General features: G+C 72.9%; 16 protein-coding genes. 6 read left to right on the top strand and 10 right to left on the bottom strand.

The features are described from left to right. Positions 1-30: 30 nt before the first annotated feature. From HNO83_RS04870 to HNO83_RS04850, 5 genes are all read right to left on the bottom strand, one after another. Positions 31-183 (bottom strand): hypothetical protein, encoded by a 153-nt coding sequence (locus tag HNO83_RS04870; RefSeq protein ID WP_249776513.1) that lies wholly within the window; start codon positions 181-183, stop codon positions 31-33. Positions 184-341: 158 nt separating this feature from the next. Then, complete coding sequence (locus HNO83_RS04865; protein WP_175336399.1) at positions 342-1,253, bottom strand: alpha/beta fold hydrolase; 912 nt, start codon at positions 1,251-1,253, stop codon at positions 342-344. Between the two features lie 35 nt (positions 1,254-1,288). Continuing rightward, positions 1,289-2,164, bottom strand: a complete 876-nt coding sequence (locus HNO83_RS04860; RefSeq protein WP_175336398.1) for a fumarylacetoacetate hydrolase family protein — start codon at positions 2,162-2,164, stop codon at positions 1,289-1,291. A gap of 46 nt (positions 2,165-2,210) precedes the next feature. Next, positions 2,211-2,969 carry a glycosyltransferase family 2 protein gene (locus HNO83_RS04855; protein WP_175336397.1) on the bottom strand — a complete coding sequence of 253 codons (759 nt, stop codon included), beginning with the start codon at positions 2,967-2,969 and terminating at the stop codon, positions 2,211-2,213. 41 nt (positions 2,970-3,010) lie between these two features. Further along, the gene (locus HNO83_RS04850) at positions 3,011-4,546 is read right to left on the bottom strand and encodes an AlkA N-terminal domain-containing protein (protein ID WP_175336396.1); all 1,536 of its coding nucleotides are present in this window, start codon (positions 4,544-4,546) and stop codon (positions 3,011-3,013) included. A gap of 168 nt (positions 4,547-4,714) precedes the next feature. Here HNO83_RS04850 and HNO83_RS04845 point away from each other — a divergent pair, with 168 nt between their 5' ends. Together HNO83_RS04845 and HNO83_RS04840 are read left to right on the top strand one after the other, a co-directional pair. Beyond that, positions 4,715-6,112 (top strand): FAD-binding oxidoreductase, encoded by a 1,398-nt coding sequence (locus tag HNO83_RS04845; RefSeq protein WP_175336395.1) that lies wholly within the window; start codon positions 4,715-4,717, stop codon positions 6,110-6,112. Positions 6,113-6,288: 176 nt separating this feature from the next. After that, positions 6,289-6,663, top strand: a complete 375-nt coding sequence (locus HNO83_RS04840) for an FKBP-type peptidyl-prolyl cis-trans isomerase (protein ID WP_039921815.1) — start codon at positions 6,289-6,291, stop codon at positions 6,661-6,663. A 79-nt stretch (positions 6,664-6,742) separates the two neighbouring features. Here the strand turns inward: HNO83_RS04840 and HNO83_RS04835 are convergent, their stop codons facing one another. Further along, a complete protein-coding gene (locus HNO83_RS04835; protein ID WP_175336394.1) occupies positions 6,743-7,183 on the bottom strand; it encodes a carboxymuconolactone decarboxylase family protein in 441 nt (146 codons plus the stop codon). 79 nt (positions 7,184-7,262) lie between these two features. On the opposite strand from HNO83_RS04835, the gene pdxR reads away from it, so the two are divergent. The 3 genes from pdxR to rpsO all read left to right on the top strand — a co-directional run bounded on the left by pdxR (position 7,263) and on the right by rpsO (position 9,934). Beyond that, a complete protein-coding gene (gene pdxR / locus HNO83_RS04830) occupies positions 7,263-8,711 on the top strand; it encodes a MocR-like pyridoxine biosynthesis transcription factor PdxR (RefSeq protein WP_349627076.1) in 1,449 nt (482 codons plus the stop codon). A gap of 45 nt (positions 8,712-8,756) precedes the next feature. Further along, positions 8,757-9,542: a VOC family protein gene (locus HNO83_RS04825; RefSeq protein WP_175336392.1), complete on the top strand. Its 786-nt coding sequence runs from the start codon at positions 8,757-8,759 to the stop codon at positions 9,540-9,542. Positions 9,543-9,664: 122 nt separating this feature from the next. Next, the gene (gene rpsO, locus HNO83_RS04820; RefSeq protein ID WP_175336391.1) at positions 9,665-9,934 is read left to right on the top strand and encodes a 30S ribosomal protein S15; all 270 of its coding nucleotides are present in this window, start codon (positions 9,665-9,667) and stop codon (positions 9,932-9,934) included. Between the two features lie 107 nt (positions 9,935-10,041). Here rpsO and HNO83_RS04815 read toward each other — a convergent pair whose 3' ends face one another. The 3 genes from HNO83_RS04815 to HNO83_RS04805 are packed head-to-tail and all read right to left on the bottom strand — an operon-like array spanning position 10,042 to position 12,257. Next, positions 10,042-10,866, bottom strand: coding sequence for a hypothetical protein (locus HNO83_RS04815; RefSeq protein WP_175336390.1), 825 nt, complete (start codon positions 10,864-10,866; stop codon positions 10,042-10,044). A gap of 9 nt (positions 10,867-10,875) precedes the next feature. Then, positions 10,876-11,043, bottom strand: a complete 168-nt coding sequence (locus HNO83_RS04810; protein WP_175336389.1) for a hypothetical protein — start codon at positions 11,041-11,043, stop codon at positions 10,876-10,878. 26 nt (positions 11,044-11,069) lie between these two features. Further along, complete coding sequence (locus HNO83_RS04805) at positions 11,070-12,257, bottom strand: low temperature requirement protein A (protein ID WP_249776512.1); 1,188 nt, start codon at positions 12,255-12,257, stop codon at positions 11,070-11,072. An 18-nt stretch (positions 12,258-12,275) separates the two neighbouring features. Here HNO83_RS04805 and HNO83_RS04800 point away from each other — a divergent pair, with 18 nt between their 5' ends. Continuing rightward, the gene (locus tag HNO83_RS04800; RefSeq protein ID WP_175336387.1) at positions 12,276-12,704 is read left to right on the top strand and encodes a VanZ family protein; all 429 of its coding nucleotides are present in this window, start codon (positions 12,276-12,278) and stop codon (positions 12,702-12,704) included. Here HNO83_RS04800 and HNO83_RS04795 read toward each other — a convergent pair. After that, entirely contained in the window at positions 12,664-13,326 is a 663-nt protein-coding gene (locus HNO83_RS04795) for a dihydrofolate reductase family protein (protein WP_175336386.1), read from the bottom strand. The genes HNO83_RS04800 and HNO83_RS04795 overlap by 41 nt on opposite strands. Positions 13,327-13,364 lie beyond the last annotated feature (38 nt).

The following is a 13,364-nucleotide window of genomic DNA, read 5'->3' as shown; positions in this document are numbered from 1 at the left end:
TGCCTCGGCCGGAGAGGACGCCGGAGGGGTTCACTGGAAGGGCGCCCAATCGTCGAGGTCGTACTCGAGCTCGATGCCGTCGTACAGGCGGACCCGCCAGACCTTGCTGTCGCCCCCGACGTATTGGCCGCGGGCTGTCTCCATCGCCCACTCGCCGTCGCCTGTCCGGCGCCAGCGGATCATCCCCACATGCTCGCGAAGCCGCGGCGCGTGCGGCGGGTGAAGGAAGTCGGCTTCCGACATCTGTTCATCTCGTCCCCCTCGCTGCACCTTCATCCTGAGGCGATTCGCAGGATCGACGCTATCCCCCAAAAGTGGCACGAGTCCGTGCTGGGCCGGTGTCAGGCGCCGCGCGCCTCGGCCTCGCGGAACAGCGCGAGCATGTCGCGGCCCAGCTGGTGCGGGGCGGTCTCGCAGGGGCTGTGACCCGTCCGGTAGACCGCGAAGCGGGCGCCGAGGGCAGCTGCGTTCGCGGCATGCAGATGCGTGGGCCACAGGTCGTGCTGGCCGGTGACCACGAGCAGCGGGATGCCGCTGGCGGCGACCCGCGCGCGCACGTCAGGGACATGCTTCATCAGGCCGACGATGTCGTCCACGCTGGACCGGCGGGTGAGCGAGAACCGCGACCGCACGAAAGCGAGCCGGCTGTCCGACACCCGGTTCTTGTTCGTGACGATGCCCCAGATCATCAGCGAGGCGGCGATGTGCGGCGTGGTGAGCCAGCTCAGCCAGCCGATGATGCGCACCCCGCGGAACGACTGCCCGGGCTCCGGCGGCGCGGTCAGCAACGTCAGGGAGCGGAACAGCTCGGGATGCTGCACGAGCGCCAGCTGGGCGAGGATGCCTGCGAACGAGTAGCCGAGCACATGGGCGGGGGCGCCGTCGCGGAGGAACGCCACCACGTCGGCCACCAGCAGGTCGTACGTGTACCGCTCGCCCGCCGCGGGCCCGGCATCGGCCGACTCGTACTGGCCGGCCAGGTCGAAGCTCTGCACGTGGTAGCCGGCGGCGACGAGGATGGGGGCGAGGAGGTAGAAGTCCTCCTTCGAGCCCGTCACGCCCGGGATGAGGACGACGCGCGGGTCGCCGGGGTCGCCCAGCGAGGCGACCGCCAGCTCGCCGCTCGGGGCGCGGAAACCCGAGAACACGGTCCCGACCGGGGCGACCGACCAGTCGATGTCGGGCAGGGCGGCATCGAGGCGCGCGGCCTCGTCGTCCCCGCCCGTGACCGGGCGCCTCTCACCGATGGACACGAGGCTACGCTAGCCCACTCGGCGCGCCGGGGGGCTCAGACGACGCGGCAGTACGTGGTCAGCGAGCCGATCCCGCCGATGGAGACGGTCACGGTGGAGCGGTCGCGCAGGAACACCGGAGGGGTGCGGGAGTAGCCGGCGCCGCCGGGGCTTCCGGTGGAGATCAGGGTCCCCGGGGGGATGGTGGCGGAGCGCGACAGGAACTCGATGATCTCGGCGACCGAGCGCACCATGTCGGCCGTGGAGGCGTCCTGCAGGATGGCGCCGTCGACGTTGGTCGTCAGCCACAGGTCCTGCGGGTCGGGGATCTCGTCGGCGGTGACGACCACCGGGCCGGTCGGGGTGAAGCCGTCGAACGACTTGCAGCGGGACCACTGCGCCTCCGAGAACTGAAGGTCGCGGGCGGTGATGTCGTTGACGACCGTGTAGCCCCAGACGTAGTCGAGGGCGTCGCGCACAGAGACATTGCGCGCGGGGGTTCCGATGATGACGCCGAGCTCGGCTTCGTAGTCGACCTGCGTGGAGAGGTCGGCGGGCCAGGAGGTGGTGGCGCCGTGGCCGGTCAGCGAATTGGGCCACAGGTTGAAGACGGTGGCGGCCTTCTCGCTCCGCAGCTTCAGCTCGGAGGCGTGCGCCGCGTAGTTCGCGCCGATCGCGATGACGTGCGGCGGGCGCAGCACCGCCGACGCGTGGCGCAGGCCGTGGACCGGGGTCAGCTCGCGTCCGGACGCCTCCGCGGCCTCAACGACGGCGCGGACCTCGGCGAGACCCTCGTCGCCGCGCTCGATCAGATCCTGCAGGTCGCGCGGCGCCCGCTCCATCACCTCGTCGAGGAAGAGCGCCCCGTCACCGAGGACGGCGGCGAGTCGGGGATGGGCATCGGCGTCGGTGCTGAGGTGCGAGAATCTCACCCACCCAGGCTATCCGGGTTCTCCTCAGCGGCCGAACCCGTGGCTGTCAGGCGACGGCGCCCGGGGCCTCGTGCTCGTCGGCACGCCGCCGGCGGGCGACGCGGCGTCGCCAGGGGGAGTGCTCCGGCAGGTGCAGCGCCAGCGTGGTGTACGCCCAGCGGAGGCGCCGGCCGAAACCGCGCCAGGTCGAGAACGGCCGGGCCGAGATGCCCACCGTGAGGCGGTCGTCGTAGCGGACCACGGTGTCGAGGTCGAGGTGGAACGACAGGTCGAGGTCGTCGTGGATGTCGCCCCGGTCGCGGTGGACGCGCTCGCGCGCATCCAGCCACACCTCACGGCGCATGGCGAAGTTCGAGCCGAAGATCGGCGGGTTGCCCAGCCAGATCCCCATGGACCAGAAGTAGCCGCCGATGTACAGCACCTGGCCGAGCCCGGCGACGATCGGGTTGCCGTCGTAGAAGACGCCGCGGCCAGTCAGCACGCCGATCTCGGGGTCGGCGGTCAGCTCCGCCTCGATGTGCAGCAGCCAGTCGGTCGGGGTGCGGGAGTCGGCGTCGAGGCGCGCGATGATGTCGCCCGCCGCAGCGTCGTACCCGGCGGAGGCGGCCGGCCAGATCCCGCGCACCGGCTGCTCCACCACGCGCGCGCCCGCCGCACGGGCGACCGCGGCGCTGTCGTCGCTGCTGCCGTTGTCGACGACGACGATCTCGTCCGCCGGTCGCAGCTGCGCCGCGAGGTCGGCGAGGCACCGCGCGAGCATGGCGGCGTCGTCGAGCACGGGGATGACGACGGAGATGGTGGGCACAGGATGAGCCTATGACCGAGGTGACGGAACCACGAGACGACTCACGCGCGCCACAAGTGCAACCCGGCGTAGGAACGCCACGGCGCCCAGCGCGCGCCGTGCTCCCGGAGGCCGGCGGGGTCGGAGGGGAGGCCCAGCCGCGCGGCGCCCTGGCGGAGGGCGAGGTCTCCCGTGAGCAGCACGTCCGGGCTGCCGAGCACGCGCAGCGCGATGTAGCCGGCGGTCCACGGCCCGATGCCCGGGAGCGCGAGCAAGCGCGCCTCCAGGTCCTCCCGCGACTCGCCGACATCGATCCGGAGGCTGCCGTCCGCGAGCGCGGACGCCGCGCCCACGATGGCGTCGATGCGGCGGCCGGGTCCGCGCAGCACCTCCCGGCCGTGCTCGGCGATCGCCGCAGCGGTCGGGAACAGGCGGGTGAAGCGTTCCGGGGCGCCGGGCGCATCCACCCCGGGCACAGGCAACTCGATCGCTTCGCCCACGGCGTCCGTCAGCCGGGTGAGCGCGGTGCGCGCCGCGGCCAGCGACACCTGCTGACCGATCAGCGCGCGGAACACGATCTCCTCCGGGTCCACCGCTCCGGGGAGGCGGACGCCGGGCGACGCGGCAACGCTCGGAGCGAGCGCGGGGTCGGCGGCGAGGGCGGCGTCGATGGCCTCGGCGTCCGCATCCAGGTCGAGCAGCCGTCGCACCCGGGCCACGAGCGGTGCGAGGTCGGCGATATCGGCGAGGGCCGCGTCGCACTGCACCGCCGGCGAGGCGGCGGAACCCGAGAGGGCGAGCCGCACGACGGCCGGCCCGTGCGGAAGGCGCAGGGCGCGGGCGTAGACGGGACCATGGGGCGTCGTCCACGACGCCTCGACGCCGGCGACGGCGCGGGCGCCGAGGAAGGCGAGCACCGACGCCCCGTCGAACGGTGGTCGGGTCGGCAGCCGCAGACTCAGCGTCGTCGCGCCCGCCTCTGCGTGCGCGACCGCCGTCGGCCGCTTCGCCGCGGCCCGGAGCGCCCCCGGCGTCAGCCGGTACACCTCGGCCATGGTCTCGTTGAACTGCCGCACGCTCCGGAAGCCGGCCGCGAACGCGACGTCGGTGATCGGCAGGTCGGTGCCGGTGAGCAGCAGCCGGGCCGTCTGCGCCCGGTGGGCCCGGGCCAGCGCGAGCGGACCCGCGCCGAGCTCGGCCGTGAGCACCCGCCCGAGGTGGCGCGGCGTGTAGCCGAGCCGGCGGGCGAGGCCGGGCACGCCCTCCCGCTCGACCGTGCCGTCGGCGATGAGTCGCATGGCACGGGCGGCGAGGTCGTCGCGCACGTTCCACTCCGGCGAACCGGGTACCGCGTCGGGCAGGCAGCGCTTGCACGCGCGCAGCCCCGCCTCGTGCGCGGCCGCGGCGGTCAGGTAGAAGCTGACGTTGCCGGGCTTCGGCGTGACGGCGGGGCAGCTCGGCCGGCAGTAGATGCCGGTGGAGTGCACGCCGGTGATGAACTGCCCGTCGAAGCGGGCATCCCTCGCGCTCATCGCCCGGTAGCGCTCGGCGAACACCGGGTCGGCGAGCGGTCCCTTGGCGTGCTCGATAGTGCTCATGTCCTCAGCCTCGCACCGGCCACCGACGATTCATAGCGGAAATCGGACATCACCCGGCGGTCGAACCGAGCACCCGGACGTTCGAATCCCCGTCTGGGCCGCATCCCGTCGGAGGTTCGGGCGAAGGCGGTGCGGATCTCCGACGAAAGCGGTCGGTAGCCTGAGGGGATGGACGTTCTGGAGTGGCTGGCGGCGGCACTGGGCGAGGAGGCCGGGACGGCCGGGGTGCTCTCGACGGACCCCGGGCTGCTGGACGCGGCCCGCGCGGACAAGTCTGGCTGGGCCGCCGACGGCATGCCCCTCGCGATCGTCAGCGCCCGCACCGTGGAGCACGTGCAGGCGACGCTGCGTGCGGCGAGCGAGTTCCGCGTCCCGGTGGTCCCGCGCGGCGCGGGCACGGGGCTGGCCGGAGGGGCGAACGGCACCGACGGCTCGATCGTGCTCGACGTGTCCGGCATGAACCGCATCCTCGAGATCGATGCGGAGGACCAGCTCGCCGTCGTCGAGCCCGGCGTGATCAACAGCGACCTCAACGCCGCACTGGAGCCGTACGGGCTGTTCTTCGCGCCCGACCCGGCCAGCCGCGCCGTCTCCACCGTCGGCGGAAACATCGCCACCAACGCGGGCGGCCTGCTGTGCGCCAAGTACGGTGTCACCCGCGAGGCGGTGCTCGGCCTCGAGGTCGTGCTGGCCGACGGCCGGCTGCTCCGCACCGGACACCGCACCGTGAAGGGCGTCACCGGCTACGACCTGACCGCCCTGTTCGTCGGCTCGGAGGGCACCCTCGGCGTCATCGTGGGCGCGACGGTGCGGCTGCAGCCCATCCCGCCGGGGGAGCCCGTCACCCTCGGTGCGCTGTTCCCCGACGTCCGCACCGCGGCGGAGGCGTCGGCGCGGGTGACCGCCGCCCGGCTGCGCCCCGCGGTCATGGAACTGCTCGACGCCCCGGCCCTCGAACGCATCTCGGCGCACCTCGGCCGGGCGACGTTGGAGGAGGCCTTCGGCGCGAGCGACGGCGCGGCCTACCTGCTCGTGCAGTTCGACGGCGCGACGGCCGCGGCCGACGCCGCGGCCGCGGGCACGCTCATCGCGGAGACGGGCGGCACGGTCCGCGTCGCCGCGGACGCGGCGGAGGGGGAGCGGCTGCTGGCCCTGCGCCGGGCGTTCCACCCCGCGCTCGCCGCGTCGGGCGAGGTGCTGATCGAGGATGTGGCGGTGCCGCGCTCCCGCATGCCGGAGATGTTCGCGGCGATCGAGCGCATCTCCGCCCGCTACGGCATCCCGATCCCCACCGTCGCGCACGCCGGGGACGGCAACCTGCACCCGAATTTCGTGTACACGGGCGACGAGGTGCCCGCCGTGGTGTGGGACGCCGCGAACGACCTGTTCCGCACCGCCATCGAGCTCGGCGGCACCCTCACCGGGGAGCACGGCGTCGGCGTGCTCAAGCGCCGCTGGCTCGCCGACGAGGTCGGACCGGACTCGTACGAGCTCCAGGTGAAGCTGAAGTCGGTCTTCGATCCGCTCGGCGTCCTCAACCCGGGCAAGGTCTTCGGGGGCCGTTAACGGACTCGACCCCCGGTGGTGCGGCGATGCCTGCAGCTCTCCCGGGGGATCGAGTTATGGCCTTAAGGATGCCCCCGCCATCCCGGGAAAGCAACCCCCGATCGCGCCCCGCCCGGTTCTGCGCGCTGAGCGAACGGGCTTTGACGGGGGCCCGCAGCACCGGTTGGATGGGGGACATGGCAGAGAACACCAACCAGAAGCCCGAGGTCGACGCTCCCGAGGGTCCGGCCCCCGCGACCCTCGAGATCGTCGACATCGTCGAGGGCACCGGCGCCGAGGCGACGCCGGGCGCCAAGGTCGACGTGCACTACCTCGGCGTCGAGTACGAGACCGGCGAGGAGTTCGACTCGTCCTGGAGCCGCGGCCAGTCGATCAACTTCCCGCTCAACAACCTCATCAAGGGCTGGCAGGAGGGCATCCCCGGCATGAAGGTCGGCGGACGCCGCAAGCTCACCGTCCCGCCGGCGCTCGCCTACGGCCCGGCCGGCGGCGGTCACCCGCTCTCGGGCAAGACCCTGATCTTCGTCATCGACCTGCTCGGCGTCAGCTGAGCGTCCCCGCACACGCGAAGCGCTCCCTCGGCCACGGCCGGGGGAGCGCTTCGTCGTTCCGGGTGCAGATGGTACCGGGTCAGAGGCTCGGCGGCTGCATCCTGGTCGGGATGGCGACCCGGTTCCACACGTTGATGGTCGCGATCGCGAGCAGCATGTTGGCGAGCCCTTCTTCGCCGAACTCCGCGAGCGCCCGCTCGTACAGCTCGTCGGGCACGCCGTCCTCGTGGATGAGGGTCACCGCTTCGGTGAGCTCCAGCGCGGTGCGCTCGCGCTCGTCGAACCACGGCGACTCCCGCCAGGCGGAGACGGCGAACACCTTGCGGAGCGGGAAGCCGCGGCCCTGCAGGTCGACGGAGTGCATGTCGACGCAGTAGGTGCAGCCGTTGATCTGCGAGGCGCGCAGCTTGATCAGGTCGCCGAGCGGCTCTTCGATGTTCCGGCCGACGTAGCCGTCGAGCTTGACGATGGTGCGGTAGCCCTCTGCTGCGAGGGCGGGGATCTGGATGCGTTCGGTCATGGCTCCACGCTACGAACGCCATTGGCCGGTTGTAAGCTCCAATCGGATCGATTCCAACCAGACCATTCGGAGGCCGCCTGTGGACATCCACGTCGCCATCGGCGGTCGCGGCGACCGCGCCGACCGCATCTACCGGCAGCTGCGCGACGCCGTCGTCGACGGGCGCCTGCGCCGTGGCGAGCGGCTGCCCGCCACGCGGGAGCTCGCCGAACGACTGCAGGTGTCGCGTTCGACGGTCTCGACCGCCTACGAGCGACTCACGGCCGAGGGGTACCTCGCCGCGCGGGTCGGCGCGGGCACTTTCGTCGCCTACGCGGGCGCAGGTGACGGCGGTTCGGGCAGGCGGCCCGCGGGCGCTGCACGTCCGGCGCCCGCATGGCGCGACCTCGACGACCCGCTCTGGACCGAGCCGCGCCCGATCGCCTACGACTTCAGCGTCGGCTCGCCCGATCCCGCGGTCTTCCCGCTGGATACCTGGCGTCACCTCGTCGCCGGTGAGCTGCGCGGCGGCCTCCGGCGCGCCGGGCTGTACGGCGACCCGGCGGGCGTCGAGCGTCTGCGGGAGGGGATCGCGCGGCACCTCGGCCTCGCCCGCTCCGTGGAGGCGTCGCCGGCCGACGTGCTGGTCACGCACGGCGCGCAGCAGGCGTTCGACCTGATCGCCCGCGTGCTGCTGCGCCCGGGCGACACGGTGGCGATCGAGGACCCGGGCTACCCTCCCGTCCGCCAGCTGTTCGAGACGTTCGGCGCGCGGGTCGTGACGGTGCCGGTCGACGAGCGCGGGCTGCGGGTCGACCTCCTGCCGCGCGCGCGGCTGGTCTACGTCACGCCGTCGCACCAGTTCCCGCTCGGCGGCGTGCTCCCGCTGGAGCGCCGGGTGGCGCTGCTGGAGTGGGCCGCCCGCAACGACGCGGTCGTGATCGAGGACGACTACGACAGCGAGTACCGGTTCGGCTCCCGGCCGCTCGACCCGCTGCAGCGGCTGGATGCGCAGGGCCGCGTCGTCTACGTCGGCACCTTCTCCAAGACGATGCTCCCCGCCCTCCGGCTCGGCTTCATCGTGGCGCCGCCCGGCCTGCTGCCCGCGCTCCGCCACGCGAAGCGGCTCACCGACTGGCACAACGACGTGGTCACTCAGCGGGCGATGGCGCGCTTCCTCGACTCCGGGGGCTTCGCGCGGCACGTCAAGCAGGCGACCCGCGTGTACGAGGAGCGGCACCGCGTGCTCGAGGCGGCCGCGGCCGAGCTGCTTCCCGGTTTCGTGCCCGTGCCGTCGGCCGCCGGGCTGCACCTGGCGCTGCTCGCGCCGGAGGGGTCGGAGGAGGCGGCGGTCGACGGGCGCCGGGTCGCCGAGCGCGCGGCGGTCGCGGGCGTGTCCGTCCAGCCGGTTTCGCGCTTCCGGGTCGCGTCGGGCGCCGACGGCATCCTGCTCGGTTTCGGCGGCATCCCGGCCGATCAGATCCCGGACGGCCTGCGCACGCTCGCGCAGGCGGTCGAGCGCGAGCGCATCGTTCCGGGAACCGCCTGACCTCACCCCTGCTGCGCAGGGCTGCCGGGGGACTACCGTTGCCGCATGCCCATCGAAGACGCGTTCCCGCACGGCACCCCGATCTGGGTCGACCACCAGAGCGGCGACCAGCCCGCCTCCCGCACGTACTACCGCGAGCTCTTCGGCTGGGAGGTGGGAGCAGCCGACGAGGCCACGGGCGGCTTCTCGCTCGCCACGGCCAGGGGAGTGGCCGTCGCCGCCCTCGGCCCGCTGCCGGACGCGCCGGCCCCGACGACGTGGACCGCCTACTTCTCGGTCGACGACCTGGATGCGGCCGCGACCGCCGTGCTCGACGCCGGCGGGTCGGTGCTGCTGGCTCCCGGGGAGCCCGTCCCGGGCATCCGGCTGGCGATCGTCGCGGACCCGGCCGGGGCCGTGTTCGGCCTCTGGCAGCGCCAGGAGCGGAACGCTCCGTGGCTGCGCGACGAGCCGGGAGCGGTCGACTGGCTGGAGCTGGTCGCCGCCGACCCCGCCGCGACCTACCCGTTCTACGAGCGGGTGCTGGGCGTCGGCGTGAGCGAGATGCGGGTCGGCGACGAGCCGTACGGGCTCTTCGACGTCGGCGACACCAGCGTCGCCGGCGCCTACCGCAGCGACGGCGCCGACCACAGCGACGGGACTGGCGAGCCGCACTGGCTGCTCTACTTCAACGTCGCGGACCTCGACGCCGCCGTGGTGCGCGCCACCGAGCTCGGCGGCACGCTGCGCACCGAACCGCAGTCGGCCGCGGGGGTCGGCCGCTGGGCGGAGGTCGTCGACCCGCAGGGTGCCGTGTTCGGCCTCCTGGAGCCGGAGCCCGAGCCCGTCTGAGCGGGTCTTCGCGCCCGCCGCCTCTGGTAGACTCTTCCAGTTGCCGTCGAACGGCCGCGGATCAAGAGAGCCCAGGCATACGGCCCCGGGCACCGCGCAACGAACAGAAAGGGGATCCCTCTATGGCGCTGGATGCAGACACCAAGAAGGCGATCATCGACGAGTACGCTACCCACCCCGGTGACACCGGATCCCCCGAGGTGCAGGTCGCGATCCTCACCAAGCGGATCAAGGACCTCACCGAGCACCTCAAGGAGCACAAGCACGACCACCACTCGCGTCGTGGCCTGCTTCTGCTGGTCGGTCAGCGTCGCCGTCTGCTGGGCTACCTGGCAGACATCGACATCAACCGTTACCGCTCGCTGATCGAGCGTCTCGGTCTTCGTCGCTAGTCGATCGACACCGCGAACTTCTTACAGGACGGGCCGTCGCCTTCGGGCGGCGGCCCGTTCTGCTGTGCTCGGGGACTCCCTGCCCCCGGGGTCACGGCCGTCCGGGATCACGGTCGTCCGTGGCTCGACGCCTCGAAGGCGTCCAGGGCGCGCTGCAGGAGCGTCTCGCGGTCGAGGCCGGTCGCCGCGGAGAGCGCGGCGATGCGGGCGTCGAGCGTCGCTGCCGCCGGTGCGACCGGTGCGACCGGTGCGACCGGTGCGGCACCCGTCTCGCCCGGCGTGCCGGCCCGCAGCAGCCGCGCGAGCACCGGGAGTGCGACGACGCCGAGCGCGTCCACGATGCCGATGACGCCGAACAGCCGCCAGTACAGGTCGCCCGCGCCGCTGCCCGGGATGGCTCCCTCGGTGACGACCGGCAGCACGAGCATCAGGGCGACCACCGAGGCGGCAACGATCGTCACGGGCAGGCCGACGCGCACGATGGCGTGACGGCGACGGCCGGCCAGCAGCAGGAGCAGATTCACCTGGGCGAGCGTGAGCGCGACGATCCCCGCCGTGCCGAACCAGCGGAAGGCCTGACCGAGCAGCTCCCACGAGCCGGCACCCCACGGGACCCAGATCAGCACGAGCCCGAGCACGAGCGCGACCGCGCTCACCGCGAGCCCGGCGAACCCGACCGCCCTGACCGGGCGCGACACGACGGCGAGGTGGCACAGCGACACCGAGCTGAACACGCCGATCAGCAGGGTGGTCAGGATCACGCGCCCCTGCGTCTCGCCGAAGCCGCTCGTCAGCAGCACGACGCATCCCACGAGCGCGGTCACCGAGAAGGAGGCGATGAGCACGACGACGGCCGCCCTCCGGATGCCCTTCAGCGCATCCGGGCGCTCCACCGCGGGCGGGCGGGGGGAGCCGGGGATCGGTGCGGTCACGGCGCCCCCTCAGCGGTGGTCGGGGTCGGCGCCCGGCCGGACCGCAGCGTCGTCGCGCAGGTCGATGCGGCGGCGGCCGTCGTCGCCCTCGGTGACGTCGATGCGCGGCGCCGCGTCGCTCTCGTCGGCCTTGGGGCCGGTGGTCAACTGGTCGGCGCGGTCGTCTCGCTGGCTCATCCTCCGACTCTCCCGCGGTCCGGCCGTCACGACAAGGCAGCGCGCCGTGCGGCGACGGCGCGGTCCACCAGCGTGGCTGCGACGAGTCCCGACGCGATCAGCGCGATCCCGACCGCCACGCCGACCAGCCCGAGCACGGGGGAGGCGAGCGGGAGCGCCAGGATCAGCACCAGCGCGATGCCGGTCTTCAGCGGCCGGATGACCACCTCCGACACGAGCGGAGCATGCAGCACGTAGAGCATCAGCAGGAAGAGCGCGACCGGGACGGCGATCGCGTACTCGACCGCGGTGTTCGTCGCGGCCGAGTGCGCCGCGCCCTCCTGCACCGCCACCTCGAGGCCGGCACCCAGCGCGGCGAGGGACGCGAACACGAAGTAGTGCCCGTAGCCCCAGTAGAACGACCGGCTCCGCCGCGAGCGCAGGCCCTCCGCCGCGGGCTCGAGGAAGTACAGCCACCACAGCGCGAACAGCAGCACGAGGGCGGCGACGGCGATCCAGACCAGGGCGGCCGAGAAGCCGGACCGCGCGAGCGCGTTCTGCACGCCGATCGCGGACGCCGACACCGACTCGCCGAGCACGATGATCGTGAACAGCCCGTAGCGCTCCGCGATGTGGTGCGGGTGCCAGCTCGTCATGCCCGGCCGCTCGGCCCACAGCGGCACGGCGAGCTCCAGCACGGCGCCGATCGGGAACATCCACACCGCGATCTGCGGTGGGACGAAGCCCCACGCCACCCAGAGCACCTGCACTGCCGCCACGCCGAACGCGTAGCGGAGGGCCGTCTTCCGCCCCTCCGGGTGCTCGGCCGCGGCACGCAGCCACTGGCCGACGAGCGCGAACCGCATGATCAGGTAGCCGACGATGATCGCCGTGAAGTTCTCCTCGTCGAAGGCGGCGGGGATGCCCGCGGCGAGCACCAGGACGCCGCCCATCTGGACGAGCGTCATCAGCCGGTACGGCACGTCGTCGGTGTCGTAGGCCGAGGCGAACCAGGTGAAGTTCATCCACGCCCACCAGATCGCGAAGAACACCATGCAGTAGAACGGCAGCTTCGAGAGGATGTGCCCCTCCTCGCCCGCGAGGGCGAGCCGGCCCGCGACCTGGGCGATCGCCACGACGAACGTCAGGTCGAACAGCAGCTCGAGCGGGCTGGACACGCGGTGCCGCTCGTCGGTGGAGCGCCCGGTCATCGGGATGCGGAAGGCAGCGGTCATGTGCGCCAGCATAGGAGGATGCGACGACGTCCCGTGCTGTCCGTGCTGACCGTCGTCTACCTGGCCGCCGTCGCGTACATCACCCTGAACCCGGCGCCCGGCGACCCCGCGGGGAACCCGCTGCTGCGCTCGCTGCTGCGCGCGGTCTCCGCCGTCCCCGGCCTCGGCTGGGTGGACTACGCGGTGGCCGAGTTCACCGCCAACATCCTGCTGTTCGTGCCGATGGGCCTGCTGTTCACGCTGCTGCTCGGCAGGTGGCGCTGGTGGCTCGCGGTGTCGCTCGGGATCGCGGCGACGCTCGGGATCGAGTTCGTGCAGCTGTTCCTGCCCGCCCGGTTCACGGATGCGCGGGACGTGCTGGCGAACACGCTCGGCACTCTGATCGGCGCGGCGGTCGCCTTCGCCGTCACCTCCCGGTCACGGCGTGCCGCGGGGTCGCCGCGGTGACCGCGTGCCGTCCCGGGTGGGAGGCCGCGGACCGCTCGCGCCGGAGTGTGAGCGCCACCGCACCCCGTTCGAGGAGCACCGACTCGGCGGCGTCGACCCGGTACAACGCCGGGACCGCGCCGGCCTCGAACAGGCGCTTGCCCTGACCGATCACCACCGGCACCTGCACGAGCCGGTAGGAGTCGACGAGTCCGGCGTCGTGCAAGGTGCGCGTCAGCCGCCAGCTGCCGTGCACCTGCAGCTCACCGCCCGGCTGCTCCCGGAGGGCGCGGACCGCTGCCACCGGGTCCCCGCGGATCAGCGTCGTCGTCGCTCCCACCTCGTCGTCGGGAATCGTCGAGCTCACGACGAACACGGGACCGGCGGTCAGGACGCTCACCACGGCGTCACCCGGATCGGCCACCTCGGACCAGTGCTCGCACATCCGCTCGAACGTGTTCCTCCCCACGAGCAGTGCGCCCGCCTGGCCCATCCAGGTGCGGACCACGGCGTCGAGGGCCGGAGACGCGTGCGGCACCAGCCAGCCGCCGCGCGTGAAACCGCCGCTGCGGTCCTCATCGCGTGCGGCCGGTCCCTGCACGACGCCGTCGAGGCTGACGAACGCGACGACACTGAGCAGCATGGTGCCTCCTTCCCCTATGGAGCGACGCTAGCCCGCGA

It is taken from the genome of Leifsonia sp. C5G2 (genome assembly GCF_013359685.1).
Taxonomy (GTDB): Bacteria; Actinomycetota; Actinomycetes; order Actinomycetales; family Microbacteriaceae; genus Leifsonia.
This window is presented reverse-complemented; position numbering and strand designations above follow the sequence as displayed.

Coding starts and splice junctions, on each gene's coding strand:
- HNO83_RS04870 (WP_249776513.1), bottom strand. CDS start 183: ATGATCCGCTGGCGCCGGACAGGCGACGGCGAGTGGGCGATGGAGACA.
- HNO83_RS04850 (WP_175336396.1), bottom strand. CDS start 4,546: ATGAGCACTATCGAGCACGCCAAGGGACCGCTCGCCGACCCGGTGTTC.
- HNO83_RS04845 (WP_175336395.1), top strand. CDS start 4,715: ATGGACGTTCTGGAGTGGCTGGCGGCGGCACTGGGCGAGGAGGCCGGG.
- HNO83_RS04840 (WP_039921815.1), top strand. CDS start 6,289: ATGGCAGAGAACACCAACCAGAAGCCCGAGGTCGACGCTCCCGAGGGT.
- HNO83_RS04835 (WP_175336394.1), bottom strand. CDS start 7,183: ATGACCGAACGCATCCAGATCCCCGCCCTCGCAGCAGAGGGCTACCGC.
- HNO83_RS04825 (WP_175336392.1), top strand. CDS start 8,757: ATGCCCATCGAAGACGCGTTCCCGCACGGCACCCCGATCTGGGTCGAC.
- rpsO (WP_175336391.1), top strand. CDS start 9,665: ATGGCGCTGGATGCAGACACCAAGAAGGCGATCATCGACGAGTACGCT.
- HNO83_RS04810 (WP_175336389.1), bottom strand. CDS start 11,043: ATGAGCCAGCGAGACGACCGCGCCGACCAGTTGACCACCGGCCCCAAG.
- HNO83_RS04805 (WP_249776512.1), bottom strand. CDS start 12,257: ATGACCGCTGCCTTCCGCATCCCGATGACCGGGCGCTCCACCGACGAG.
- HNO83_RS04800 (WP_175336387.1), top strand. CDS start 12,276: ATGCGACGACGTCCCGTGCTGTCCGTGCTGACCGTCGTCTACCTGGCC.
- HNO83_RS04795 (WP_175336386.1), bottom strand. CDS start 13,326: ATGCTGCTCAGTGTCGTCGCGTTCGTCAGCCTCGACGGCGTCGTGCAG.